General features: G+C 50.0%; 21 protein-coding genes and 1 tRNA gene. 16 read left to right on the top strand and 6 right to left on the bottom strand.

The features are described from left to right. Nucleotides 1-4 precede the first annotated feature (4 nt). The 11 genes from HYX48_03705 to HYX48_03655 all read left to right on the top strand — a co-directional run bounded on the left by HYX48_03705 (nt 5) and on the right by HYX48_03655 (nt 17095). Nucleotides 5-1654 carry a hypothetical protein gene (locus tag HYX48_03705; GenBank protein MBI2743001.1) on the top strand — a complete coding sequence of 550 codons (1650 nt, stop codon included), beginning with the start codon at nt 5-7 and terminating at the stop codon, nt 1652-1654. Then, the gene (locus tag HYX48_03700; GenBank protein ID MBI2743000.1) at nt 1651-3180 is read left to right on the top strand and encodes a hypothetical protein; all 1530 of its coding nucleotides are present in this window, start codon (nt 1651-1653) and stop codon (nt 3178-3180) included. Before HYX48_03705 ends, HYX48_03700 begins: the two co-directional genes overlap by 4 nt. Then, a complete protein-coding gene (locus tag HYX48_03695) occupies nt 3167-4738 on the top strand; it encodes a hypothetical protein (GenBank protein MBI2742999.1) in 1572 nt (523 codons plus the stop codon). Before HYX48_03700 ends, HYX48_03695 begins: the two co-directional genes overlap by 14 nt. Beyond that, nucleotides 4735-6315: a hypothetical protein gene (locus HYX48_03690; GenBank protein MBI2742998.1), complete on the top strand. Its 1581-nt coding sequence runs from the start codon at nt 4735-4737 to the stop codon at nt 6313-6315. The genes HYX48_03695 and HYX48_03690 overlap by 4 nt, the downstream gene beginning before the upstream one ends. Beyond that, the gene (locus HYX48_03685; protein ID MBI2742997.1) at nt 6312-7844 is read left to right on the top strand and encodes a hypothetical protein; all 1533 of its coding nucleotides are present in this window, start codon (nt 6312-6314) and stop codon (nt 7842-7844) included. The genes HYX48_03690 and HYX48_03685 overlap by 4 nt, the downstream gene beginning before the upstream one ends. After that, nucleotides 7808-9400 carry a hypothetical protein gene (locus tag HYX48_03680; GenBank protein ID MBI2742996.1) on the top strand — a complete coding sequence of 531 codons (1593 nt, stop codon included), beginning with the start codon at nt 7808-7810 and terminating at the stop codon, nt 9398-9400. The genes HYX48_03685 and HYX48_03680 overlap by 37 nt, the downstream gene beginning before the upstream one ends. A 77-nt stretch (nt 9401-9477) precedes the next feature. Continuing rightward, nucleotides 9478-10602, top strand: a complete 1125-nt coding sequence (locus HYX48_03675; protein MBI2742995.1) for an ATP-binding protein — start codon at nt 9478-9480, stop codon at nt 10600-10602. A gap of 97 nt (nt 10603-10699) precedes the next feature. Then, a complete protein-coding gene (locus HYX48_03670) occupies nt 10700-12292 on the top strand; it encodes a hypothetical protein (GenBank protein MBI2742994.1) in 1593 nt (530 codons plus the stop codon). Nucleotides 12293-12528: 236 nt separating this feature from the next. Next, nucleotides 12529-14022, top strand: a complete 1494-nt coding sequence (locus HYX48_03665; protein MBI2742993.1) for a hypothetical protein — start codon at nt 12529-12531, stop codon at nt 14020-14022. Further along, on the top strand, nt 14019-15611 hold the full coding sequence (locus HYX48_03660) for an F-box protein (protein ID MBI2742992.1): 1593 nt from the start codon (nt 14019-14021) through the stop codon (nt 15609-15611). The genes HYX48_03665 and HYX48_03660 overlap by 4 nt, the downstream gene beginning before the upstream one ends. Next, a complete protein-coding gene (locus HYX48_03655; protein MBI2742991.1) occupies nt 15608-17095 on the top strand; it encodes a hypothetical protein in 1488 nt (495 codons plus the stop codon). Before HYX48_03660 ends, HYX48_03655 begins: the two co-directional genes overlap by 4 nt. A 263-nt stretch (nt 17096-17358) precedes the next feature. On the opposite strand, the gene HYX48_03650 is transcribed toward HYX48_03655, so the two are convergent. The 3 genes from HYX48_03650 to HYX48_03640 all read right to left on the bottom strand — a co-directional run bounded on the left by HYX48_03650 (nt 17359) and on the right by HYX48_03640 (nt 20045). Further along, complete coding sequence (locus tag HYX48_03650; protein ID MBI2742990.1) at nt 17359-18063, bottom strand: lipoate--protein ligase family protein; 705 nt, start codon at nt 18061-18063, stop codon at nt 17359-17361. Further along, a complete protein-coding gene (gene mnmG / locus HYX48_03645; GenBank protein MBI2742989.1) occupies nt 18060-19880 on the bottom strand; it encodes a tRNA uridine-5-carboxymethylaminomethyl(34) synthesis enzyme MnmG in 1821 nt (606 codons plus the stop codon). Before mnmG ends, HYX48_03650 begins: the two co-directional genes overlap by 4 nt. Before the next feature lie 78 nt (nt 19881-19958). After that, nucleotides 19959-20045, bottom strand: a complete 87-nt coding sequence (locus HYX48_03640; protein ID MBI2742988.1) for an AURKAIP1/COX24 domain-containing protein — start codon at nt 20043-20045, stop codon at nt 19959-19961. Nucleotides 20046-20372: 327 nt separating this feature from the next. Here HYX48_03640 and HYX48_03635 point away from each other — a divergent pair, with 327 nt between their 5' ends. From HYX48_03635 to HYX48_03625, 3 genes are read left to right on the top strand one after another with little or no spacing between them, the layout of a single operon-like run. Continuing rightward, nucleotides 20373-21005 (top strand): hypothetical protein, encoded by a 633-nt coding sequence (locus tag HYX48_03635; GenBank protein MBI2742987.1) that lies wholly within the window; start codon nt 20373-20375, stop codon nt 21003-21005. Between the two features lies 1 nt (nt 21006). After that, on the top strand, nt 21007-21636 hold the full coding sequence (locus tag HYX48_03630; GenBank protein ID MBI2742986.1) for a hypothetical protein: 630 nt from the start codon (nt 21007-21009) through the stop codon (nt 21634-21636). Continuing rightward, a complete protein-coding gene (locus tag HYX48_03625) occupies nt 21636-22283 on the top strand; it encodes a hypothetical protein (GenBank protein MBI2742985.1) in 648 nt (215 codons plus the stop codon). Before HYX48_03630 ends, HYX48_03625 begins: the two co-directional genes overlap by 1 nt. A 2-nt stretch (nt 22284-22285) precedes the next feature. Here HYX48_03625 and dnaB read toward each other — a convergent pair whose 3' ends face one another. The 3 genes from dnaB to HYX48_03610 all read right to left on the bottom strand — a co-directional run bounded on the left by dnaB (nt 22286) and on the right by HYX48_03610 (nt 24959). Continuing rightward, entirely contained in the window at nt 22286-23716 is a 1431-nt protein-coding gene (gene dnaB / locus HYX48_03620; protein ID MBI2742984.1) for a replicative DNA helicase, read from the bottom strand. Nucleotides 23717-23987: 271 nt separating this feature from the next. Beyond that, nucleotides 23988-24077 (bottom strand) — tRNA-Ser (locus HYX48_03615). Between the two features lie 45 nt (nt 24078-24122). After that, a complete protein-coding gene (locus HYX48_03610; protein ID MBI2742983.1) occupies nt 24123-24959 on the bottom strand; it encodes a hypothetical protein in 837 nt (278 codons plus the stop codon). Between the two features lie 71 nt (nt 24960-25030). Between HYX48_03610 and HYX48_03605 the strand changes: the two genes are divergently transcribed. Then, nucleotides 25031-26125 carry a putative sugar O-methyltransferase gene (locus HYX48_03605; protein MBI2742982.1) on the top strand — a complete coding sequence of 365 codons (1095 nt, stop codon included), beginning with the start codon at nt 25031-25033 and terminating at the stop codon, nt 26123-26125. Further along, a complete protein-coding gene (locus HYX48_03600; protein MBI2742981.1) occupies nt 26086-26718 on the top strand; it encodes a phosphoribosyltransferase in 633 nt (210 codons plus the stop codon). Before HYX48_03605 ends, HYX48_03600 begins: the two co-directional genes overlap by 40 nt. The last annotated feature ends 178 nt before the right edge of the window (nt 26719-26896 follow it).

The following is a 26896-nucleotide window of genomic DNA, read 5'->3' as shown; positions in this document are numbered from 1 at the left end:
CCAGGTGGCATCAAGAGCAGTAGCTCATCCTATATTTGATGACACGGAAGAGATTCTGCCTCACGTCTTGAGCTTTTGCTATGAGAGAACGCTCTCTCTTGTAAGTCGTGCCTTTCGGGACGCTAATTCGCTCCTCATTACAGAGGAGAGGCATGGGCTTCTTGCGAGAGCTCCAGGTGGAGAGGCTCATATGAGCCTCGCATCAGATCGCTTTAGGAATGCTGGAGAGTCTTTAAAGGGAGCTAGGCAGCGGCAGCGGGGAGAGTTTTTAATCTATCTAAGAGATGAGGACAGACTTGGAGAGCATTTCTCGCAGAAAGAACGAACAGAATTCAGATTATACATTGAACAATCCCCCTCAGAGGCGGGCGCTGATTCTAATATCGCCACTAGTAGGAGATGTCTGATTTTCTATGGCGAGTTAAATGAGGCATTTCGGAATTTACATCAGGCTCCCGAAGGAGAAGTTGAGCAGCGAAGAAGCGCGCTTAAAGAGATGTTCAAAAACTTTGCCTACGAGCAGAGTTTGCGCGCGCGCGCCGAGCGAGTATTTCAGGGGCATCTAAATGTGCCTTATACGCTGAGTGCAGCTTGCTCAAGTGGGCTTCAACTAGCCGAGGAAGATAGGCTTCTGCATCACGTAAAGAACGCAGCCTGCCTAAAAGGGCTCTACTGGAGTCAGGTAGCAAGGCTCTGTCAGTATGGAAATAGATTCTTCACAGAGTTTGAAAAAGCTGACAAGGCACATGCGGACTCCTTCAAGTTAACGCGTTTTCAGCAGGCAGAAAGGCTCTGCGTTGATCTTAAGGTTGCGGAGAATTACAACTTAGAAAAATTTTGGTCGCAGCTAGAAGAAGATTATCCGGACGTTTTCCCCGTGTTTATGGTTTATAACCGTATGCAGAGAGCCTGGTTAAATAATCCGGCAAATGCAGCCCAGCTCGAGCAGATCGACTTCTTATCGTTAAGCGATCTCTCTATTCTTCCTCCTGAGATAGGACGCTTTAAAAACTTAACGACTCTTCATATCCATGAAGGAGAGGCAGAGAGTCTGCAGAGCCTCCCTAACGAACTAGCCACTATAAATCTTGAATCGCTAGTGATTAGCAACGCAGATTTTGAAACTATCCCCTATGTGCTGGGCAGGATGAGTGCCACTGTAGAGTTTTTTGGCAACAAGAGGCGCGCCGTTCTGCCAGAATTCGTCGCCCTGCAGCACTGCGGCGGTATCGCGACACATATACTAGAGTTTTTCTGGGGCATCATTGAACGTCCAGAATATATTGCACGCACAGGTGAAGACAGAGGATCTCCCGTTTTTATGGGCTTGAAACGCGAGGAGCTGAGCGAGATCCCCTTCTTCCTCTGGTTTAGAGACACCTTTTCTCTCCCCTATTTCTACCAGTTGGGGATTCCTTATTTTGTCGCTACACATGGGATTGAAACCCAAATGCGAGAGTGGGATCTTCCCGAGTGCATCTCTATACCGTTAATAGCTTTTACCATCACGCCTTTAAGTATACTGTATGGGCTTTGCGTTTATCTGTTTGACGTCCCTGTTTTTCTTTTCAATCTCCTGCTCGACTACACCATCCAGCCTCTCGTGACCTACTGCAGAAGCCTGCTCGGCTACAGCCCCATGGTGCGTCTATGACCGGCCAGGTAGCATTAAGAACAGTGATGCATCCTATGCAAGATGTTGAGGGTGTGCTGCCGCACATCTTGAGCTTCTGCCCAAGAGAGAAGACCCTCTCTCTTGTTAGCCGCGCCTTTTGCGAAGCTAGCAGGCACACCATGGTAGAGGTGGGCTTGCAGATGCTCATGAGGGCTTCAGACTATGAAGCGCAGATGGTGCGCGCAAGCAGACGCTTCGTGAATGCGGGGGAGTCTGTGCAAGAAGCTGAGCTGAGACAGCGTGAAGAGTTTTTAAATCATCTTGATCAAGATACAAGCAGGATAGATGAGTATTATTCATTTGAAGAGCGGGCGATATTAAGACTGCTTATTTTCCCATTTATTCCTGGAGCCACTCGCGATGATGCAACTTGTACAAGAAGGGTAATATTTCTGGCTCAGATAAATGCAGCGTTTCGCAATCTCTATCAAACTCCGGGAGGAGAGATTGAAGATGAGGAGGCGCTGGAGCTTCGCGAGGAGCAAAAAGACAAGATACGCGGTATTGCTATGGATTTTGCTGCTGAGATGAGCCTGCGTAAGCGCGCAGAGCAGGTGTTTCAGGGGCGCTTAGATTTAAGCGTAGATGCGCCTTATCAGCAGAGGGCTACTTGTTTACGCGAGCTTCACCTAAGCCAACGAGATGGGCTCTTTCGCGATGCAGACAGATTAGAAGAATTTGCCGCAAGTGCGCGGAGTGAAGGGAACACTTTTGCCTTACAGCGCTTTCTAAGGGCAGAGAGATCCTGTGTAGGCCTTGAGCTCGAAGAGCATTACGACTTAAAACTGTTCTGGAATCAGCTAAGAGAAGAGCATCCGACAGTTTTTCCAGATGGGATAGACACAGTTGAGGCGCAGAGAGCGTGGCTAAATGATCCAGCGAATGCCGCGCAACTGGCAACCATCACCCACTTATCATTTAGCGGTCTAGATACTCTCCCTCCAGAGATCGGAAGATTTTCAGCCTTAACCAGGCTCATTCTCTGGCCAGAAGATGCTGGTGACGATGCCGTATTTCCAACTGTCCGTAACCTCCCAGCCGCACTGGCAGAGTTAGCAAACCTCAATTCGCTATCTATTTATAATGCCTATTTTAGAATCCTTCCTGAGGTGCTAGGAAGAGTTCGTGCAACTGTAAAAATTCATGGTAATCATAGGCAGGCGATTCTGCCCGAGTCTGTTGCGCGCATGCACGGCAGCGGCATCATGTCGCATCTGGATGAGTTTTTCTGGGCCATCTTTGAGCGTCCGAGTGATGTTGTACGAACAGGTGAAGATAGAGGATCTCCTGTTTTTATGGGTTTGATAAGAGAGGAGCTGAGCGAGATCCCCTTCTTCCTCTGGTTTAGAGACACCTTCTCTATTCCCTACTTCTACCAGCCGGGGATTCTTTTTTTCGACGCTCTGGAAGCGATCCATTCCTTCATTGAGAACCTGGGTCTTGACCCAGAAGTCGCTAACGACTTAGGAGGTCTTGCCTGCGGTCCATCCCATGCACGATGTTGACAGTGTGCTGCCGCACATCCTGAGCTACTGCGAGAGGGAGATCCCCCTAACAAGAGTAAGCAAGGCTTTTCGCGCAGCGATGAATCATGTTGCGCGTGATGAGGTGGGCCTCAAAATTCTCATGCAGTGCGCAGATCTAAACGCCAAGATGGAAGAGGAGTGCCGCCGCTTCTTGAATCCAGGAGAGTCCTTCTCTGATGGCGTAGCAAGACTGAAAGCACAATTTCTTTCTGACAACACTCAGGCGCGCCTAGCACAGCATTTCGAAACTACAGATGTGCAAAAATTTAATCTCCTCTTTGAACAAGTAGCTAGGTATGAGAGTGAAGTGCCTGTGGCTAGACTGGGGCTTTTTTTTGGTGAGATGAATGCTGCTTTTGAGGAGCTACATCGATGGGATCCACGCGCAGGGAATTTTTATAATTTCACGCTGATCTTAAAAAAGCTTCTGATTCCGGCGAGCTTATGCCGTCGAGTTAAAGAGGTTCACGCAGCAGCAGCTGATGGCGATCCATTTCCCCATGAAGGGGCGCTGGTGCGTTTAGGTCAGCTTCACCGGAGTCAGGAGATGAGAGTGGCGGCTCACCCCAGGCAAGAGTTTTTCTTTGTCGCAGCAAAAAGGAAGCATCCTAACCTCTTCAAAATAGACCGCTTTCTGGGCCAAGAGGAGCAGTGCGTGGAATTGCGGCTTGCTGAAGATGTCAGCCTGACCTATTTTTGGGAGAGATTAAAAATAGTTCATCCGGCAATTTTTCCCGATGATAGGCGCACAGTTAACGAGCGTAGAGAGTGGCTGAATGATCCGGCAAATGCTCTGCAGCTGCAACAGGTAAGCCGTTTATCAATGAGCCATCCGCGAGCAGTTCCGATTCTTCCAAAAGAAGTTATTAGGCTCTCATGCTTGAAAACGCTCATCTTGAGCTCTGGAATTGATGCTTCTCTTCAGTTACACGCTCTTCCTAATGAGCTTCCAGCTAGTCTCGAAAGCCTAACATTTTCCTTTACGCACTTTGAAGAGATTCCTGCTGTTCTGGCTACGGGCTCGTTCAGGGTGAGTTTTGATGATAATGCAGAGAGGGCCATTCTGCCTGAAGCTGTTGCTCGGCATCAGTGCAGCGGCATCATGACGCATCTGCGAGAGTACTACTGGGGCTCAATTGGCCGTGCAGCGCAGATCGTATATAACAACGGAGATAGAGAATATTCTCACTTCATGGGACTTAAACGCCATGAGCTGGAAGAGATCCCCTTCTTCCTCTGGTTCAGAGACACCTTCTCTATGCCCTACTTCTACCAGAACGGGATCTGGTTCATAAAAGCGGGTAGGGCAGTCGAATACGTAAGGCATGTATTAACCGAATACTCTCCCTTTTTAGAACCTCTCGCAATCGTTCTTGAAACGGTTAATTTGGGAGTTTTAGGTGCAACCTATTTTCCGCTCCTCTTCCTTCTCAACCTGCCCATCCTGCTCTTTAATCTGCTGCTCGACTACACCGTTCAGCCGGTTGTGACCCTCTTTAGAAGCTATTACGGCTACAGCCCGATGGTGCGACTATGAGTAGCACGCTTGCACTAACAGCAGCTTCTCGCCCACATCCTACGCACGATGTTGACGGTGTGCTGCCGCACATCCTGAGCTACTGCCATGAGAAGACCTTGGCTTGCGTCAGCCGCGCTTTTCGAGATAGCATCTCACACCCCATGCTAGAGGTGGGCTCTCAGATTCTCATGAAGAATCCAGGCCACGATGCGCAGGTAGAACGTGATTCCAGGCGCTTCATGGATGAAGGAGAAACTCTAAGGCAAGCTTGCGAGAGGCAGAGTGCGGTGTTTCTTGGGTATGTCCATCGGGACGTCATGAGGCCATATTTTTCAGAACGTGAAATAGTAGAATTATGGGGTCTCTTTAGACAAACAGCCTACTGTCTTCCTCCGGACGATAGAGCGCTAATCTATGCTGGCGAGGAGAATGAACTATTCCGGCAGCTTTATGCGTCTCCTGCAGGAGCAGCTCAAACACAGGCCCAAAAAGAAAAAATTACGAAAGTAACTAAGAATTTTCTTAGCAGAGAGAGCTTGAGAGTGCGCGCTGAACGAATTTTTCAGGGGCGCTTCAACCATCTGCAGAGCCCAGCGTGTTTAAGGGAGCTTCACTTAAGTCAGCGAGAGAGAGTCTCTATCCATGAGAATAAACTCGCAGAATTTGTTAAAGATACTGAAACGCACAAGAGCTCCTACAGCGTAGTGCGTTTCATAGAGCTCGAGACACGCTGCGTAGAACTTCAGCATGAAGAGGATCTCAACTTCATGAAGTTGTGGGATCAATTAAGAGAGAAGTATCCCGCGATCTTCCCAGACAATGTCGTTGAGCGTCCGATGCCGAGAAGGGCGTGGCTAAACGCCCCCGAAAATGCAGCGAGGCTCCAGCAGATCACTGGTTTTGATCTATATAACCTCTCGATGCTTCCCCCTGAAATTGGAAGGTTTTCACGTCTATCCAGCCTCAGTTTATTGGAGAACGGAGATAGCGGAATTCATCTGCACAGCCTCCCCAACGAACTAGCGACGCTGGCAGATTTTCAAGAGTTAGAAATTTCAAGCCCAGACTTTGCAACTATCCCCGAGGTCTTAGCTAGGGTTCATGCAGCTGTGACGATTAAAGGCGGCAATGCTAGACGCGCCATTCTGCCAGAAGCTGTCGCTCGCCAGCACTGCACTGGCATCATGACTCATCTCAGAGATTTTGAGAGAGAGGTATTGTCGTTTCCTGTTCTTGTGGGTGAGCGCGTCAGAAGAGCTGCCTACTTTATGGGGCTAAGACGCGAGGAGCTGGCGGAGATCCCCTTCTTCCTCTGGTTTAGAGATACCTACTCAATTCCCTATCCCGCGATGACGAGGATTCTCCTTAGAACGGCACTGAATTGGCTGATGGGGGTAGATAGGCTGTTTCCTGGCTGCTTTACTGAGCTGCTAGAAGTATTAGCTCTCTTCTTTCTTGTAATCGCCTACAGCTTTTCCAATCTTCTGTTAGATCTCCCCATCCTTCTCTTTAACCTCCTCCTCGATTACACCGTCCAGCCTCTCGTAAGCTACTGTAGAAGCCTCCTAGGCTATAGCCCGATGGTGCGTCTATGAGTAGCACGCTTGCGCTAACAGCAGCTTCTCGCCCACATCCTATGCACGATGTTGACGGCGTGCTGCCGCACATCCTGAGCTACTGCCAGGAGAAGTCGCACTCTCTTGTCAATCACGCCTTTCGGGATAGCAATAATCAAGCCATGATCGATGTGGGCCTGCGCATTCTCATGAGAGGTTCCGACTACGAAGCGGAGGTAGAACGAGAGAGCAGGCGCTTCATAAATGCCGGAGAGTCTGTACAGGAAGCGGCATCGAGACACCGTGAAGAATTTCGCGGACATGTACATATAAACACAGGCAGGCTGCAAGTCTATTTTTCATTATCAGAAAGAATGATGTTTTTTGAACTGTTCATCTCCCAATCCGAAATACTGATTTGTCATGCTGAGCTGAATGAAGGCTTTCGCATGCTCTGTCAAATGCCAGCGGGAGAGATTGCTGATGCGGCGTTACTAAAGCGTCGGGAAGCTCTAAAATCAGAGCTTAGGGAAAAAGGCGAGAGATTTGCTTCCGAAATAAGTTTGCGTAGCCGCGCTGAGCAGGTGTTTCTAATGGGCCTAAATTTAACTGCTGCCTCTTTAAGAGAGCTTCACTTAAGTCAACGAAATAGGCTCTCTCTTCATCCCGATAGTTTTGCAGAGTTTGCCGAGCACACAAATGCGGATGAGAATAAGAACTCTTTTAGCCTAGCGCGCTTTCGCCAGACAGAGACGCTCTGCAGAGATTTTGAAGATAAAGAGGGTGACAACTTCAACAGCTTTTGGAATCAGTTAAGAGAGAGGCATCCCGAGATCTTCCCAGCTGAAATCGCTGCATCAAGAAGAAGATGGCTAAACGCCCCCGAAAATGCAGAGAGGCTCCAGCAGATCACTATTCTTGTGCTTATGAATCTCTGGATGATTCCTCCAGAGATTGGCAAATTCACCAATTTAAAAGGCCTGTGTGTCAGAGCATTGGACGGAGTTGGTCTGCGGACTCTTCCCGATGAGCTTAGAGGCTTAAATCTGAGTTCTCTTATGATTCGCGGCTCCAACTTCTCGCGCATTCCGGATCTTCTGGCCGAGATCTCTGCGGGTGTGGTGATTACTGGTAACAAGAGCCGCGCCATTCTGCCAGAAGCTGTTGCGCTTAAGCACTGCAGCGGCATCACCTCACACTTAACAGACTATTTTGATGAAGCTTACGATGCTGGATTTAACGGGGGTTTCTACGGAGATCCAGAACCAGGAGCTCCACACCTCCTGGGCATGAGGCGCGAGGAGATAGCCGAGATGCCCTTCTTTCTCTGGTTTAGAGATACCTTCTCTATTCCCTACTGCCCTTATGTGATGTACGTTGGAGGAGTAATTGGACGTGCTCTGCTCGGGTTTGCTGATGAAGTAGGCCACAGGCTGAATCTTCATGAATGGGTCAAAATCGCTCTTATTTTAGTGTTGATGACTCCGCTCTTATTCATTGTTTTTCCTCTTGCTACCTTGCGGTCCATCCCATGCACGATGTTGACAGTGTGCTGCCGCACATCCTGAGCTACTGCGAGAGGGAGATCCCCCTAACAAGAGTAAGCAAGGCTTTTCGCGCAGCGATGAATCATGTTGCGCGTGATGAGGTGGGCCTCAAGATTCTCATGCAGTGCGCAGATCTAAACGCCAAGATGGAAGAGGAGTGCCGCCGCTTCTTGAATCCAGGAGAGTCCTTTCCTCAGGCGGTCGCAAGGCTGAAGGCGCAATTTTTTTCTGAATACTACATTCAGGAGAGACTGGCTACGCGGCTAGATGCGATATATGTGCAGCAGTTTAATTGTTTAATCGAACAGGTAGCTAGATATGAGGGTGAAGTGCCTATCGCTAGAGAGGGAATTTTCTTTGGTGAGATGAATGCGGCTCTTGAAAAGCTATACGCTCCGGATCCAATAGCAGATCGTTATCCCGTCTGGCATATACTTGAAAAGTTTCTGATTCAAGCGAGCTTATCTCGGCGAGTTAAAGAGGTTCACGCCACCACAGTTGGTGGAGATCCATTTCCTCATGAAGGGGCGCTGGTGCGTTTAGGAGAGCTCGAGAAGAGCCAGCATAAGAGAGTGGCCGCCCATCCCAGACAAAACTTTCTCTTTTGGCAAGTTAGAGGGCAGCGTCTTAATCTTTTCAAAGAGGACCGCTTTCAGCGCCAAGAAGAGGGCTGCGTGGAGTTGCAGCTGGAAGAGGATCTCAACTTTACGAAGTTTTGGGAGAAATTAAAAGCGGGCCATCCAGCAATTTTTCCCAATGATAGGCGCACGGTTAACGAGCGTAGAGAGTGGCTAAATGATCAGGCAAATGCTGAGCAGCTGCGGCAGATCGAAAGCCTATACCTTGGACCAGGCTATGAAGTTTCGATCCTTCCTAAAGAAGTTGTTCGGCTTCCATGCTTAAAAACTCTCTATTTAAGCTCGGGAATCGATGATTTTTCTCTGTTACACGCTCTTCCTAATGAGCTTCCAGCTAGTCTCAAAAATCTAGAGCTTTGCTTTACAAATTTTGAGAAAATTCCCGACGTTCTGGCCACAGGCGCATTCAAGGTGACGTTTTGTTATAATCAAAAGAGGGCCATTCTGTCAGAAGCTATCGCCCGCCACCAGTGCAGCGGCATCAGGTCGCATGTAGAAGAGTTCATCTGGAATAGCTGGACCCGTCCGTTCAATATCGTTCACAGGCAGGACAGCACAAGATTCTCTCTTTTTATGGGGCTGAAACCTGGAATAGAGCTAAAAGAGATCCCCTTCTTCCTCTGGTTTAGAGACACCTATTCAGCACGCTATACCTACGAGCAGGGGGTCTGGTTTTTTAAGGCGATAGGAGCGGTGGAATCTGCAACGCGCGGGCTAACAGAGTTCTCTCCCTTTTTAGAACCTCTTGCTGCTCTCATGTATGGAGTGGCTTTTGGAGCCTTAATTTGGACCTTTCTGCCTTTCATCTTTCTTACGAATTTCACCCTCCTGATCTATAACTTGCTGCTCGATTACACAGTCCTGCCGGTCGTTACCCTCTACAGGAACTTCTACGGCTATAGCCCGATGGTTAGGCTTCCCGACCCTCGTTTCAGTTAAGTAAAAAATCTCTATAAATATGCTGTATTTACATAAATTTGGTCTTTTTATAGACTGAATATAAGGAGAAACGGTATATGTATATTCCCCAATTTTCATTAAAAAAGCTTCAAAACTCTAGTTTGCCCGGTAAAGTTGTCGTGATTCATGGCCCCAGGCGTGTGGGAAAGACGACCCTTTTGAACAAATTTATTGAGGGGGAGAAGAATTTCCTCTTTGTTTCTGGAGAGGATATTTTTGTTCGCGAATTTCTATCGAGTGGCTCCATTGATAAATTGAAGGCCTTTGTAGGGAGCAAGGATCTTCTGATTATCGATGAAGCGCAATACATTCCAGAGATCGGCCTTAACTTGAAGCTTATTGTTGATCACGCTCCTCAAGTTAGAGTCGTTGCAACGGGATCTTCTACATTTGATTTAGCAAAACAGGTGGGCGAGCCATTAACAGGACGCAAGTCGGTTATTAAGATGTACCCTCTTTCGCAAATGGAGCTTAATGCAGTAGAAACCCCATCCCAGACGAGAGCCAATCTGGAAATGCGCCTTATTTATGGTTCGTACCCAGAGATTATCACTCATGAAAATGATCAGCTGCGGAAAGAATATCTGCACGAACTTGTTTCTTCTTATCTACTGAAGGATATTCTCGCTTTAGATGGTGTTCATAAGTCGAAAAAGCTCATCGACCTCTTAATCCTTCTTGCCTTTCAAATTGGCCAAGAGGTCTCTCATCATGAGCTCGCAACACAGCTGTCGATGGGGAAAAATACCGTAGAAAAATACCTCGATCTACTTGAGCAAGTATTTGTCTTGGTGAACATCCGTGGTTTCAGTAGAAATCTCCGCAAAGAAGTAACAAAAACTTCGCGATACTATTTTTGCGACAATGGCATTCGCAATGCGCTTATCAATAATTTCAATCCTCTTTACCGAAGACAGGATATTGGTCAGTTATGGGAAAATTACATCGTAATGGAGAGGTTGAAAAAACAGGAGCATCAGCAGATCTGGAGCCGTAATTATTTTTGGCGAACATATGATAAAAAAGAGATCGATTGGCTTGAAGAGAGAGAGGGAGGTCTCTTTGCTTATGAATTTAAATGGAAGACAATGGAGCAGGCGCCAAAGCTTTGGAAGGAGACCTATCCAGATGCCTCTTTCGCTTGCATAAATTCTGAGAACTACCTGCCTTTCATAATTTAAAATATTAATTATATATTAATCGATTTTTTGTTATTGGTTATTCGTTTAAAATCTGTTTTTATGTTAGAATTGTTGGAAATAATAATGAGAATAAGCGATGGCAGTTAGGCCTAAAACAAATTTAGAATTAGTTCTGCAAGATCCAAAAGGGACAGGGCCTCTGCTCTTTAGCTTTCTGGATGAGAAGGCCCTTTCTGCGGTCTGCAAGGCCTTTCAGGTTGTCAATCACACCAGGAAGGTGGAGGCTGCAAAGCAGCTCCTCATGACCTCTCGCGTTCATACCGCGCAGGTCGAGCAGGATCGCGATCGCTTAGTAGGAGATCACGAGATTGAACTGGTTGCTGCTGGAACTCATTTACTCAGACTAGATCCTGAAAAGATGATTGCCACTTTTTCTGGCGCAGAATTTAACAGGTTCTGGGCTCTCATGGAGCCGCTTCGCGCTTTTGCAAGTATCAACGTGGTTTATCTAGGCAGAATAGCCGATCGAGTAGATGCGCTTCAGCAGGGGATAGGCGGAGAGCCCGCTGCCGTTCAAAAGCTGCGTGATGCGGTTTTTGCGGAGGTTGAAGGAGCTCTTGCTCGAGAGAGTCTGAATGCGCGCACGAAGCGAGTGTGCAGAGCGCATCTAGGAGAGGAGGCCTACGCTCGCGGAGAGCTCACTGTCTCCACCGAGGTCATCCTCTCCGGCACTCACCGAAGCCAGCTTGAGGAGCTCTCCATTCACCAGGGCTTTTCTGCGGCATTCATTGCGGATACTCGAACGATGCAGGACTCTTTTCACTTGAATCGTTTCATGCGTCAGGAGATGCACTGCATAAATTTGCGACAGGAAGAGGATCGCAACCTAAAGATATTCTGCTCTCAGATTCCAAATTTTCCTTTTGTAGAAATGAGTAACCATGATGCAGCGACTCACAGAGACTGGCTAAACACACATGCGGCAGAGCTTGCACAGATCACCACTCTAAACTTTTTTAGGCTCTCAATGCTTCCCCCTGAAATTGAGAAGTTCCCGCGTTTAACTCGCCTCTACCTTGGCAAGTTGGAAAACCATGATGACCGTTTGCAGGGCCTCTCCAAGCAGCTAGCGCAGCTAAAAGAGCTAGAATCTCTGGATATAAGGCAGTCGGCCTTCTCGCGTATCCCAGATGTTCTTGGAAGTGTCTCTGCAAAGGTAACGATTGAAGGCAATGTTGGGCGCGTCACCATTCCCGAATCTGTCGCGCGCATGCACTGCAGCGGCATCCTCTCCCACTGGGCAGACTATAACTGGGGAATAATGGAGCGGGGATTAAACATGATGGAGCCTCGGTATAATAAAGAGGTGGAGCACTTCATGGGAATGAGGCGGGAGGATCTCGAAGAGATCCCCTTTTCGCTCTGGTTTAGAGACACCTATTCAATCCCCTACGTTCCCCACTTTGGATATGTTTTTGGACTAATCATGACAGGCGTGTTGGACTGGCTGCGCCCATTTCAGCTTCCCCTCATCGTTGAAATTCTTCTTCTGGCGTTCATCGGGGTGCCTGTTGCGTTTCCTAGTTTATTTTTAGCAGTTTTGATAGGGCTTCCCACTTTATTACTTAACATCCTGCTCGACTACACCGTTCAGCCAGTTGTCACCTTCTCCAGAAGCCTCCTCGGCTACTCTCCCATGGTCAGGCTTCCCGCTCCCCCCACAGCTTAAAGCTCTCTTTTTTGGAGTGCGTGCGACCCGGCGCCGCTCTTCTCGATATCGACCTGTCGATATCTTTTAAGAGACATCGTCAAGCCGATGTCCGGAAAAGCGGCGCCGGGTCGCACGCACTCCAAAAAAGAGGTCGAATAAATATTTTATTATTAGATTTTCGAGCCATATTCTTGAATGAAAGTTAATTAGTTTGTGTGGTAAAATGTTTAGAAAATTATTAATTTGTGTGCCACATGACAGTTATTCGCGGGAATGTAGAAGCTCTGCGGCCGCTCTTCGAAGATAGCGAGGAGCTACTCCCTCGCGTTCTCAGCTTTTTAGATCAGACCTCGCTCTCCCGCGTCAGTAGAGCCTTCCAGAAGGCCAACCGCTTTTCGATGCAGGAAACCGGCGATCAGATCTTTGAATCCCGCATTTTTAACGCTGAGGTTTTGGACGTATACAATCGCGAGACCGAAGACTCTGTGGGTGGGGCTATCGATAGACTGGCGCCTACGCTTACAGAAGATCTTGAAGATGATGCTTTAATAGTTTGCATCGAAAAAGTTGCTGAGCAGCGCAGCATGAGAAGTTTTGCATGCTTAGAATGGATCAACAAGAAGCTAGCCACAATGGAGCCGGAAGAGATCATCGTCTCTGTAAAAGCCTTTCTAGTTCAAGAGAGCCTGCTTAGTCGGTTTAAAGCTTCAACAAGCATGAGAGTGCTTGTAGAGAGCCAGAAAAGATCGATAGAGAGATTCCACAGAGAGGTAGTGAGATATAAAGCAGAAGTTGAGAGGCCTTTCAAGGGATCTTTTCAAGTTGAACGCTTCCAAAAAGCTGAAGAGCTGATCATTGGAAAGCAGATCTCCAATGAGCTGGTAAAAGATCGGAACTTCGATCGGTTGTGGGATGCCTTGGGTGCTGCCGGCGGTATCCTTCCTGCCCAGAATCCACCAGCAGACGATACCCCCACTTCAGTGCGGCGCGAGTGGCTTAGAGCAAATATTGCACTGCTAGCTTCGGTGAGTCATCTCACCTTAGTCGGAGTATCGGATGCTCCGCCAGAGCTCGAGCTCTTAAACGGTCTAAGGATTCTTAATTGCCAGGGGGTAGATGAGCTACCTCTCACAGATTTTTCTGCCCATTTGCCCGCCTTGAACTGGTTAACGCTGGAGAAGAGCCGCTTTGATCTGCTTCCAGAGTTGGCGCTTTTGAAGCTTGCTGATGCGAGACTGATAATTTTTAAGAGCGATAAGAGTTCAAATCTGAGCATCTCCAAGGCGGTTGCGGAGATGCACTGTACGGGGGTCGCGTCGCATCTTTTTGAGGCGGCTTGGGGAATGGGGCTTGGCTGGCTTGACCAAGGCATTATGAATGAGGATGGGATATCCTACTTCTTGGGGTTAAAACGCGAAGCGCTCGTTGAGATCCCCTTCTTCCTCTGGTTTAGGGACACCTTTTCGCTGCCCTACATTCCAATTATTACACTCGCTGTCATGCTTGCGGGTGGAGCTGCTTGGTTCATTGCTGACTGTTTCTGTCTGGCAGAGATTCTTATCTATCCCATAGCACTTGTGGGAGTGCTCGCAGCAGTTGCTGGCAACCTTGCGTTTCACCTTCCGATCTTTGCCTTTAATCTTCTGCTTAACTGGGGCGTCCAGCCCATCGTGAGCCACTTCCGCGAAAGGCTCGGCTACTCTCCCATGGTTAAGCTGCGCGACCCAGTACCAGTAGGTGCCGCATGAGCTCGCTTTCAGTAAAAATTCCTCAGGAGCTCACTGTCACCGTCTTCGGCTACTTAAACAGTAGAGAGCTATGTCGAGCGGGCGCCACTTGCAAAGCGTTGCGTGGAGCTGCTGGAGAGTTTTTTAGACAGCTTGGCGATGAACTCGAACAGGTAGGAGACAGTGCGAGTAAGGAGTATAACAGGATCTTTGCTAGTGAGGGGCGTACTCCAGTCGAGGTTCTGCAAGGATTAAAGGCGGAGTATCTCACCAAAGTCGTGGCAGCGCGTGCTCTCTTTCGAGTACCCAATACTCAATATCGCCTCGACCGGCACCAGCAAGAGCTGCTCCACCTTTTCGACACTGCGCAGAATGATCAAGCGCGGATGAGGCTCGCCAGCTTCCTGCGTCAGCGGCTTCCCACTTTTGATACGCAAGCTGCAGATCTCGATGATTTTGCCGCATTTATAGCTCAAGAAAAACTGACACAGCGCTTCCTGCAAGCCTCTCGCAGCATTCCCAAGCTCTACGCCTCTCAGAAAGAGGCGGCGGATGTTGCGCTTGCAGGGCGCACCATGTTTTTGCAGCTCAAGCAGAATCCATCCGTAGAATCCTTTTGTGCTGCTGAAACATTTATTTTAGAGAGAATAGGACAGATAAGAGATAACAGTCTCGATGCGTTTAGCACGACTCTAAGATATGATCATTCTGTAGCTCTCCAGTTTATGGCTGCCCCTCAGCAGATACGCGGCTGGCTAAGATCTCCTCCAACTGAACTCGATAGAAATAGCTTGCTTGCTATAACAAGCTTAAGAATGACAATCACTACTTCTGGATTCGTTGTTTCAGATGAGATTTGTCACTTAAAAAATCTAAAACTGCTGGAATTAACAGGCTCTACTGTAACACAATCAGAGCTGTCACAAGCAGCAGGCTTTCCTCCACCACCTGATCTAGGGATAGCTGCTGGTGTGACAACGCTTCCCGATACTCTCTCAGAGCTCTCGCTCTCCCAGCTAGTTCTTTGTCGGAACCCCCTGCAGAGGCTCCCACCCGTCCTTGCAAGAATGCCCTTCATCGAATATCTAGACATCAGAGAGCCCCAATATCCGATTGCAGTGCTCCCCGATGATATCGCACGGGCCCAATGCACAGGATTTACTATCCATGGGTATCGTTTTCTGGGTAGTTGTTCAAAAACAAGAGTCGGAGAAGATTGGGGGCAATTTCGCGACTACGTCGGCCTCGATCCGCGCCATCTCACGGACGTTCCCTTTTTCATATGGTTTAGAGACACCTTCTCTCTTCCCTACCTGCCCTACCATCTCATCATGGATCCACTGATTGCGTTTGTAAACCAGGGCGGCTCTTTAACCCGCCAAATAGGAAATAATCCCTGCCTCTTCTTCTGGATCGAGATATTTTTTGTGCTTATCATGCTTGGTAGCGCATCTTTTGGAGGGCTCTTCATGCTCCTCAACACCCCCATTCTCCTCGCCAATATCGCCATCAACGGCATCATCGAACCCCTCGTTACACTCAGCCGCGACCTCCTCGGCTACAGCCGCATGGTCCACCTCCGCGATCCAGTACCAGTAGGTGCTGCATGAGCAGCGTCCCTCACATTGCAGGGATCGGCCAGGACCTTACGATCACAACCTTCGGTTACTTAAACACTAGGGAGTTGTGTCGATTAGGCGCTACCTGCACTGCGTTACATCAGATTGCCGGAGAGTTTTTTAGACAGCTTGGCGATGAGCTCGAGCAGGTAGAAGACAGTGTGAGCGCGGGATATAATCTGGTCTTTGCTAGTGAGGGGCGTACTCCGACTGAAGTTCTAGGAAGATTAAAGACAGAGTATCTCACTAAAATTGCGACCGCTAGGCAGATCTTTTCGATAGAGACTGGAAATCGCATCGACCGGCACCATAAAGAGCTCATTCATCTTATCGATAATGCGCAGAACGATCAGATGCGTATGCGTCTTGCCTGCTTCCTGCATCGGGAGCTTCCCACTTTTGATACGCAAGCTGCAAGGCTCGATAATTTTACCGCATTTATTGCCCGAGAGAAGGTAACCCAGCGCTTTCTGTTAGCCTCTCGCACCATTCCCAAACTCTATGCCTCTCAGAAAGAGGCGGCTGATGTTCTATTACTAACACGTATCCAATTCCAGAACCTCGAGCTGAATCCATCCTCAGAATCTTTTTGTGCCGCTGAAACATTTATTTTAGAGCGAGTGGGAAGATTAAGAGATGCGAGCCTTACTTTATTTGCAGAGCATCGAGTATGGAACGTTCCCACCGAAGCCCGAGCGGAAACGATACGCGACTGGCTAAGATCTCCTCCAACCGAGCACGATAGGAACTCTCTTCTGGCAGTAACAACTTGGGAAGAGGCGGCCTCCTTTTCTCACCTCCTTCCAGACGAGATCCGCTATTTAAAAAATTTAAAAAAGCTGGAGTTAAAAGGGTATCAGGACACAGGCGGAGTGACAACGCTTCCAGAAACTCTTGCACAGCTCTCGCTCAATGCACTGGTCCTTGAACACAATTCTCTGCTAAGACTTCCACCTGTCCTCGCAAGAATGCCCTATATCGAATATCTAGAAATCAGAGAGAACCAGCGCCCGATCACGGTGCTTTCAGATGAGATCGCCCGCGCTCAATGCACAGGATTTGCTATTCATAACTTTCGCTTTTTAAGAAGTAGTGTTCCTCATGGAAGAGCAGAAGAAGAATACGGGCAATTTCGAGACTACGTCGGCCTCGATCCGCACCATCTTACGGAAGTCCCCTTTTTCATCTGGTTTAGAGACACCTTCTCTATTTCCTATCTGCCCTTTCATCATCTTGTGGATCCTCTGATCAATTCTACTAATCATCTATTGAGAGTTGACTTTTTACGATACCTCCCATGGTACAATGTCTTGGGTGTTGTTCTTTTCATGTCTGTTGTGGTGAGTGTGGTCGCGTGTATGTTTTTAATAAATAGCCCCATTCTCCTCGCCAATATGCTCATCAACGGCATCATCGAGCCCCTCGTCACCCTCAGCCGCGACCTCCTCGGCTATAGCCGCATGGTCCGTCTTTAAGAGCGAGAGGGAAGCGCGCGGAGAAGTCCCGCCCGGGGAAAAGAGCGCTCGGAAAAGAAATGGACGCAAACGGACAAAGAATGGACAGGAAATGGACGAAAATGGACACGCGCCAAAGAAAGAAATTTTTTCCCTCTCTCTTGCCCGCCTGTCCGTTTCCTGTCCATTAACGTCCGTTCCCAGTCCGTTTTTTGTCCGTTCTTCCGGCGGGCTCTTCTTGCTCCGAGCGCCTCCCCAGCGGGCCTTCTCCCTCGCGCGCTCTTTTAAGTGAGGAGCTGGGTGGTCTGGCGATGGGGCAGCTGCAGGATGGGAGCGATCTCGCTTGGGCTAAGCTCTGTGAGGCCGTAGCGCTTTTGAAGTGCGGTTTTGAGACTGGTTAGGAAGTGGTCGCGAGTGGGAAGGAACTCTTTGAGGGTGCAGAGAAACTCCGCGTGAGATCTGCCGGCGCGGTAGCTCGGCGTCTTCTTTGGGTGTAGGAGGTGCCCCATGAGGATAGGACAGTAGTCCCAGAGAAAGGAGGTGTGGTGTAGCCAGCGCTCCTTCTTTAGATATTGGGCGTTGCCGCCGCACTTCTTGTCGCCGAGAGCGTAGTCGTTCTCTTTGAGTTTGAAGAGGGGATTAGCAAAGACCTCCTGGTAGAGCTCCTCGCTCCACTTCAGGATCGGCTCGGGGAAGATAGGAAAGAGGTGCTGCTCTTTCTGGCAGATGAAGGTTACAAAGAGCGTTGAGCCATCGACAACAACAGTCCCGCCACCGCTGAAGCGGCGAATGAGCGGAAGGCTGCTCTTCACAGCCATCTCGCGATCGACCAGCTCATCCACTTTGCCGGAGATTCCTAGAACAACAGCGGGAGTCGACCCCTCGTTGATGATGCAGAAGTTGCGCGTGTCGCAGCGGAGGAGCGCCTCTTCAATCTTAAGCTGCTCCAGAATCGGCAGATTCTTGAAGTGAAGAAGGTTAAAACTCATCGTTTTAGCGCCACCATGAGCACGCTGATATCGGCGGGCGAGATGCCCGAGAGGCGCGCCGCCTGTCCGAGATTTGCAGGGCGGATGCGCTCTAAGCGGTCTTTCGCCTCTCTTCCAAGACCTGAGATCTTGCTGTAGTCGAAGTCATGGGGGATGAGGAGCTTCTCGACATTCTCGAGTTTTAAGACCTCTTTCTCCTGTCTCTGAATGTAGCCCGCATACTTTAGCGTCAGCTCGATCTGCTGGTTGATCTCTCTTCCCAGATCTTGAACATGTTCGGGAAACTGCTCTCGCAAGCTCTCATGAGTGATGTCGGGTCTGCAGAGAAGTTTTGCGAGGGAGGTTGACTGTCCTTCGAAGGGGCGAAAGGTCTTTGCCAGACGTGCGGTCTCTTCATCAATGGTCTTCTGCTTCAAGAGCATCTTCTGGTAGCGCGTCTCGTCGATCAGTCCGAGGGCGTAGCCATAGGCGCGCAGGCGTAGGTCGGCGTTATCTTGGCGCAGAAGAAGCCTGTGTTCTGCACGGCTTGTGAACATGCGGTAGGGCTCATCCAGCTCTTTTGTGATGATCTCATCGATCATCACGCCGATGTAGGCCTCCGAGCGCTTTAAGATGAAGGCGGGGCGTCCGAGCACCTTATTCGCGGCGTTGATTCCCGCGATGAGGCCCTGCGCTGCCGCCTCTTCATATCCCGTGGTTCCATTGATCTGGCCTGCGATGAAGAGCCCCTCGACCTTTTTGGTCTCGAGTGTGGAGAAGAGCTGCCCGCTCTTCAGGTAGTCGTATTCGATCGCGTAGGCGGGGCGCATGATCTCTGCGCGCTCAAGGCCGATCACGCTGTGAATCATCGCCAGCTGAACATCGAAGGGGAGGGAGGAGGAGATCCCGTTTGCGTAGAACTCCTCTGTGGTGAGCCCCTCGGGCTCTAAAAAGATCTGGTGGCGCTCTTTGTCGGCAAAGCGAACAACTTTATCTTCGATAGAAGGACAGTAGCGCGGGCCGACGCTCTGGATCCTTCCAGAGTACATCGCCGAGCGCGAGAGATTTTTAAGAATGATCTCTTTTGTCGCTTCAGTCGTGTAGGTGATGTAGCAGGGCACCTGCGGCAGGCCAGGGCTCTCAGGTTCATCGTAGGAGAAGCGCACATCTTTGTCTCCGGGCTGCACCTCTACTCGAGAGAGATCGATGCTGCGGCGGTGGATGCGGGGAGGGGTTCCTGTTTTCAATCTGCCGAGAGTAAAACCCAGAGCTTCCAAGCTGGCAGAGAGGCCAACCGAGGGCTTATCTCCCGCCCGTCCTCCAGCAAACTGCGTCTCGCCGATGTGGAGAAGACCGCGCATGAAGGTCCCCGAGGAGAGGATCACCGTCTTGCCGTGGTAGGCGATCCCTTCGAGCGAGCCCACCCCGCGGATGCGGCCATCCTCGATGATAAGCGACTCTGTCGTGCCCTGTTTGATGTGGAGGTTGTCGGTTTTTTCTAAGCGGTGCTTCATCGCCGTCTGATAGGCGAGCTTATCGGCTTGGGCGCGCGGCGACCAGACGGCTGGCCCCTTTGAGGCGTTCAGCATGCGCGACTGGATCGAAGTCTCATCGGCGACTTTACCCATCACCCCGCCGAGAGCGTCGATCTCGCGGACGATATGCCCCTTGGCTGTGCCTCCGATTGCCGGGTTGCAGCTCATCTTGGCAATCGTATCCAGATTCATTGTAAGAAGGAGTGTTTTAGCCCCGATGCGTGCAGATGCGTGTGCAGCTTCACAGCCCGCATGGCCTGCGCCTACAACAATGACATCAAACTCTTCTGGATAAACCCACATGAGTGAAGGGAGTGTGAAAAACTAAAATAATTTCTTTGTGCCGCTAAGCAGCAGAGTTAACTACTGCCTAGGGATTAACTACTTCTTGTGGCGGTCACGGCGGCGCTGTTTCTTGCGCTTATGCTTCGCGATCTTTGCTCGACGCTTCTTTTTTACTGAAGACATTTACATCACTCCAAAATATCCTCTTATCCTAAACTCTTGCTCGATTAAAAGTAAAGCGTCGTTCAAAGAGCATATGCTCGAAGAGAATCAAAGAAAAAAGTAACAAGATCCGCTTCGCTGGCAGGATCGGCGCTAAGCGCGCCGGCAGGATAAAAAATCCGAAGATCCTGCCGCTCCGAAGGAGCGATCCTGCCAGCGAAGCGGATCTTGTTAAAATAAATCAGAACAACTCTATTATAAAAAATTTGGTTGATAATGTTGATGTTTTAATAATGTCGAAAACGCTGTATAATATTAGGAATAAAAGAGTAATTATTAGGATTTAGAATGGCTTGTATTACAGCATTTATGCGGTCGGCATTTGGTGAATTAGACCGTTGGGGTCCTCTTATTCACGACTCACTCACAACGGCACAAAATGCGACGCTTCTTGCGCACGTTGGCCTCTCTCCGAGGCAGGCAGAGTGGCGCACGTGGGACGTTGAAAATTTAGATACCGTCGAAGGTTTTCGGACAGCTCTTGAAGAGGCTCGCGGCTTGATGTACTGGGAGACGTTTAAGAGCTGGTCGCTAACGATTAGCGGAGTGCTCTTAACGCCCGTTATTGTCGCTGCAATGGCAGTAGCGTTTTTTGCAGTTCTAGCGCTACCTCTTGTGGTCCTTGATTTCGTAGCCCCTGCCATTTTGGGCAGTGGTCCAATCAATCCGGACTTAGAAAACGTATTTCTAGACCTGGCCACGGTCCTCGGGATTATGGGAAGCTATGCGATCTACTGGGAGATTCCAGTACTCTTGCGCACTGCCTACTACTGCCCGCGCGTCTGGACCAAAGAGCTCATCCCTGCAGTAAATAACTTGGACGCTTACGTTGTACATCTACGCAGAGCGGTTGATGTCCTGGAAGACGAGCTTCAGGTTGCTGAAGCGAAGGAACAATCTTTACTTATAATAAAGAGATAATATGGCTTGTGTCACAGCGCTGATGCGCACATATACAGAGCAGCTAAATCAGTGGATGCCTCACATCGCCGAGTCGTTTACAGTCGATAGAAATGCGACGCTTCTCGGTCAAGTTGGCCTCTCTCCTCGCCAAGAGGAGTGGCGTAGATGGAGTGTGCAGGAGTTAAGCGGTGATGTTGCGCGTATAAGGGCAGCTTTTGAAGAGGCTCAAAGCTTGCAGCGCTGGGAGACGTTTAAGAGCTGGGCGGTGCTAATTGGCGGCATTCTTGCAACTCCGCTCATCTACAACGCACTAGTCACAGCGCTGGTTATAATCATTGAACTACCTTTTAACATTCTGGAATTTGTGGATCACACCTTCTTGGCCAGCTATTTAAGTACGACGCCTCTTGATACCGGGAGCGTATTTCTAGATCTGACTATTATCTTCTCCGTTTCGTGGAGTCATTTCGTCTTTTGGGTAGTCCCAATGGGCTTGCGCTTTGTCTACTACGCTCCGCGCGCCTGGACCAAAGAGATCATCCCAGCAATCGGGAGTATGGACGCCTATGTTTCGCACCTGGACAGGCAGGTCGAAGACCTTGAGCAGGCGCTCTGGACTGCAGAGAGACTTGCACTCAGGGCACAATAATGGCTTTTTTCACATCAGTCATGCGCGGCGTTACTGAGCAGTTTGCTAACTGGGGCCCTCTTCTAGAGGACTCGTTTGCGGACGCAGAAGATGCAACCCTTCTTCGATGGGCGGGCCTCTACTCTCCTCCAGAGCAGTGGCGCAGCTGGAACGTGCAAGATCTACATACCATTGAAGAGTTTAGAGCAGCTCTTCGCGAAGCAGAGAGCTGTGCATTCAGGGAAGAGGTCAAATCCACTCTCTTTTCGTTTGGCGTATCGGTAGCTACAGTCTTTCTCGTGGCTGCTCTGGCAGTAGCTACGCTTTTCCTCGCCTTTCTACCATTGATAGCTGCCGAGTCTCTAGATGCAGCCTATTTTGGAGGGATGCTCCTCTCTGAAGCGACGCTTCTAGGGGGTCTCACAGATTTCTTCTTTTCAATAGGGGTAACGATATACTGGATGGCTCCCGTTCTGATGCGCGTGATGTACTATGCTCCGCGTCTCTGGACTAAAGAGCTCTTCCCCGCGATGACTAGAATGGAGCAGTGCACTGCGCATTTTCAGGGGCAAACCTATCTTATCAGGAACGCCTTTGAGCGATGGCAAGATGAGCGCAGACGTCCGTTTGGCGACGCGGCAGCTTTTATTCCAAGAGAAGTTTTATAGAGTTAATCCTCTCCAGGAGAGAAGGCTGCGAATGCCGCATCATTCTCCTCTTTTCCACTAGAGCCTGCGCGCACAGCTGAGTAGTTTGCAAACTGCGCGAGCTCCTTCCTATAGGTCAGGTTGATATTTCCAATGCCGCCGTGGCGGTTTTTTGCGACGATGAGCTCGGCTGTGCCGGGCTTGTCGTAGGGGTCGTAATACTCTCTGCGCAGAAGGAACATCACGATATCCGCATCCTGCTCGATCGATCCACTCTCTCTTAAATCGCTCATCATCGGCCTGTGTCCTGCGCGCTCTTCCACTTTACGCGACAGCTGAGAGAGGCAGATGATCGGGATGTTCAGCTCTCGAGCTAAATTCTTAAGCATTCGCGAGATCTCGGAGATCTCATTCTGTCTGTTCTCAGCAGAGCGCGTCACTCCAGAACCGGAGAGAAGCTGCAAGTAGTCGACGACGAGAAGTGCGATGCCCTGGCTCTCTTTCATGCGGCGGGCTCTTGCGCGCAGATCTGTGATCTTAAGTCCCGGCTGATCGTCGATGATCATGTTAGACTTCTGCATCGCATTCACGGTGCCGACAATCCGCTGGAACTCGCTGCCGCTAAGCGCTCCCTTCTTGATCTTGTCAGACTCGACCTCAGCTTGAGAGCAGATCATGCGGTGTAAAAGCTGATCTGCTGTCATCTCAAGCGAGAAGATCCCGACAGGTAGGTTGTTCTTAAAGCAGACGTGCTCGCAGATGTTTAACGCGAGCGCTGTCTTTCCCATCGCAGGGCGCGCGGCGAGGATCATCAAGTTGGAGGGGGAGAGGCCGTTGACCATCGTGTCGAGGTCGATAAAGTGTGTAGGGATGCCTGTAATGCCCGGCTCATCGGGCCCCTTTTTCTGAAACTGCTCCTGACGCTCCTGCAGCTCTTTCAGATAGGGAGTTTTGGAGAGGGCCTTCGATCCAGAGAGGAGGTCGCGGATATGGACGCCTGCAGAGGGGTTTGCGCTCTGGCTAATGACGAAGAACTTCTGCTGCGCAGTGTCGAGAGTGTTGTGGACGTCGTCGGGGTCGTTTAGGGCGGCCTTCTCAACGAATTGCGCCGCCTCGATCATGCGTCTTAAGAGCGCCTTGTCGCGCACCATGTCGACATACTCTTCGATGTAGGCCGAGGTGCCGACATACTGTGCGAGTGTGGTGATGTAGCTGACGCCGCCGACTGTTGTGAGCTGATCCAGCCTCTTGAGCTCTTCGCAGACGATATGCACATCGGCGGGTCTATCGTTGCGGTAGGCCGTCTTCAAAACCTGGAAGATGACCTTGTGTTCTGGAAAGTAGAAGTCGTTTTCATCTAGGGCATCGGCAGCGATGTTCAGGCTATTTACGCTCGTGAGCATACAGCCAAGAACCATCATCTCCGACTCTTTTGAATGAGGCGCAACTTTCATCGGCGTGTCTCCATGAGTAATACCTTATAACTTTTTGCCTTTCCAAGTGCCATCATTATTTCTCCCTCGCTTTGACTGAGAGAAGAGAAGGCCCGCCTGGGAAAAGGACATTAATGGACAAGAAATGGACGGGCACGGACAGGAAACGGACAGGCGGGCAAGAGAGAGGGAAAGAATTCTTTTTTTCGCGCGTGTCCGTTCTCGTCCGTTTCCTGTCCGTGTTCGTCCATTGACGTCCGTTTCTTCTCCGAGCGCTCTTTTTTAAGGGAAACGGAAAGAGCGGGATTTGAACCCGCGGTACCTGTTTAGCAGGTACGCGTCCTTAGCAGGGACGTGCCTTCAGCCACTCAGCCATCTTTCCAGAAGGGTGTGATGGTAGCTTGGGCCTTGCTTTTTCAGCAAGGATTCACTCGATAAAATGGGAGTTGGAGAGCTGCTTGCCGTTGAGGGCGTTCCAGTGGCTTGTATGGATCGAGCCGTCGGGGTTCTGCACCACGATGCAGTGCACGGGCAGGTAGACATCGGAGGTCTTTCGGATCGCAAAGTCGTGGCCAAACGCCGATTTCGTCAGCTTTTCAATTTGAGAGAAGGAGAAGCGCCGGGGGATCCTCATCGCATTCTTGTAGGGCATCGTCACCAGCTTATGGTCGAGCTTGGTCTCTGGAACGGTCCGCAGCTTGGGGTTCTGCAGGTGGAGGCGGTAGCGGTTTCCGGCTTGGACGATAAGTTTTTTTCTGCGGCAGCTGTCGATCCAGCCGTCGAGGATGTCGTTTTCGACCTGCAGGGCCTTTGTTAGCCCTTCGCGGTCGATCGAGCCGCCTTTTTTAGCTAATATATTTAAAATTTTAAATTCATGCCGCTGGGTGGTTGCGTTGATGCAATCTCCAAAGCCGTGCGTCTTCTCCCAATCTCGGGTGTCGACAACCATCTCGCCGTCGCGCAGATCCCAGAGAATCACCCCTTCGCGCGTCTTATCTTCAGTGAGGTTATACTTAACCTCCATCAAGAGGTAGGGGTAGAACTTTAATTGAGGCTCGAGGAAGCGGTGGCGGCTATCTTTAAGCAGGTCCCTGCGGTGGCTCTCCATGATCTGACCCGCAGTATAGCGCACTTCGAGCGTGGGGAACGACCCAGAGCTGACATACTCCTGAATCTTATTGCGGATCTCGGGATGGGTAGAATCGACCCACCAGAGACCATACCCTCCCGCTGCAAGACTAATAAGTGTGATCAGAATACGCATGATAGCCCTCTTCTATAACGTTATCGGGAAGAATAATTTTTAGATAGAGCCCCCAGTTGTAAAAGTGTAAAATGCTACGCACCGAATTATTAAACTTTTTTATGAGACTGCTCTATCTAATACCATTTGCGAAAAATAACTGCATTTTTGACAAAGCCGGCGCCCGGAGTTTAAACCAGGCGCAGCCGGTGCTGAAGCAGCTCAACTTGAATAAGTTGAGCGATGCAAGCGGGGTTAAAATGTGGGACTGCCGGGGAAGTCATAAAGTGAAGTTGTTTTTTGCAAGTGGTATAATTTTCCTCTCTCTCTCCATTTCTGCGGTTGCAGTGCAGCCGCGCTGTTTTCAGGATAATGGGATCTATCCAGAGCATTGCAAGAGTCTCGCTCAAGAAGAGGCGCGCTTTGCCCATTTTAAACGAGATCCACTCTTCACTCTTTTTTCAGAGAATGTGAGCGAAAAAGAGGGGGAGGCAGAACTTAAAGCTCTTGTTGCGAAAGCGCCGGAGCTTCTCGAAAGTGTTAAACAGCGCCGCGCTCTTGATCTGGTGGGAGACCCTCGCACCTTCTCATACGGCGCACATGGAGAGCTCTCTCCTGCAGTTTTGCGCTATGCGAGAGTCGTCGCCGATCTAAAGCGCCATTTTGGCGACTTGAGCAGCTACAGAGTGGTTGAGATTGGAGGTGGGTATGGCGGCCTCTGCACGCTAATGCATGCGCTTGCGCCTCCCAAGAGTTATGCGCTGCTTGATCTGCCGGAATCCCTCGATCTCTCTCAGCGCTACCTGCGTGCGCAGAAGATAGGTGGCGTCGAGCTGCTGCCTCTCTCCGCGAAGCCGGAGCAGGTCGATCTTGTCATCAGCTACCTCTTCTTTTCGGAGTGCGACCGCAGCCTGCAAACTGCTTATATCGAGAAGATCTTGAGCCAGGCCAGAGCGGGCTATCTGATCTGCGCGCCTGCGCACTGGAAGGAGATCCCCTACAGCGAGAAGGAGCATAAGCGCGTGAAACCCCTCGCTCAGCAGAAGCTCTTGAGCGAACTGAAGGCGCATGGTATAGAAGCAAAGGTGGTGAATGAGGAGCCCGCCTCTGGCAAGGGCCACTTCATCCTCTACTGGGGAGATCAAAGATGCTCTTTAAAGATCGGAGAGATGCGGGAAAGCAGCTGACCCGCCTATTGCTGAACTATCAGAATGATAAGAGCGCTCTTGTCGTGGGGCTCGCGCGCGGGGGTGTGGTTACCGCTTTCGAGATCGCTAAAGGTCTTGAGCTTCCACTCGCGGCACTTGTTGTGAGAAAGATTGGCGCTCCGGGGAATAGTGAGCTTGGAATCGGCGCTCTTTCAGAGACTGGCGAAACAGTTTTCAATGAGGAGCTGATCGCTGCAACTGGTGCTAGCCGAGAGTATCTTAAACAGAGTGTCGAAAGAGAGTCTAAACTCGCCGCAGAGCGCTCACTGCTCTATCGCAGGAAGAGGCCTCAGGCGCAGTTCAAAAACAAGACGATTATCCTAGTTGATGATGGGATCGCCACTGGATCCACGATGGAAGTCGCAATCAAATCGATGCGAAAAGCGGGCGCCAAGAAGATCATCCTCGCAGTTCCTGTTGCAGCGCCCGACTCGCTAAAGCGCCTGAAAAAACAGGTCGATGAGACCATCTGTATTGCAGCTCCCGACCCTTTTTACGCCGTCGGCAACTTCTACGACCTCTTCCCCCAAACCTCTGACTCCGACCTCCTCTCCCTCTTTGACAGCATTTAAATTTAAAAAATTTACGTTTGGCGTTCTGAAGAGCCAAAAATAGACATGTCGGATGGTGTGCGCTTCGCCACACCTCCTGCGACCACCTTGCGCTTCACCTCGCTTTGCCAAACCGTGTGCTCGAAAACAGAGTGGGCCACTGCCCTACCCTGTACGCCTGGCCGGCTTTTCTGTGCTA

It is taken from the genome of Chlamydiales bacterium, from assembly GCA_016185065.1.
Taxonomy (GTDB): domain Bacteria; phylum Chlamydiota; class Chlamydiia; order Chlamydiales; family Rhabdochlamydiaceae.
Note: the sequence above shows the minus strand (reverse complement) of the source record. Positions and strands in the feature narration are given on the sequence as shown.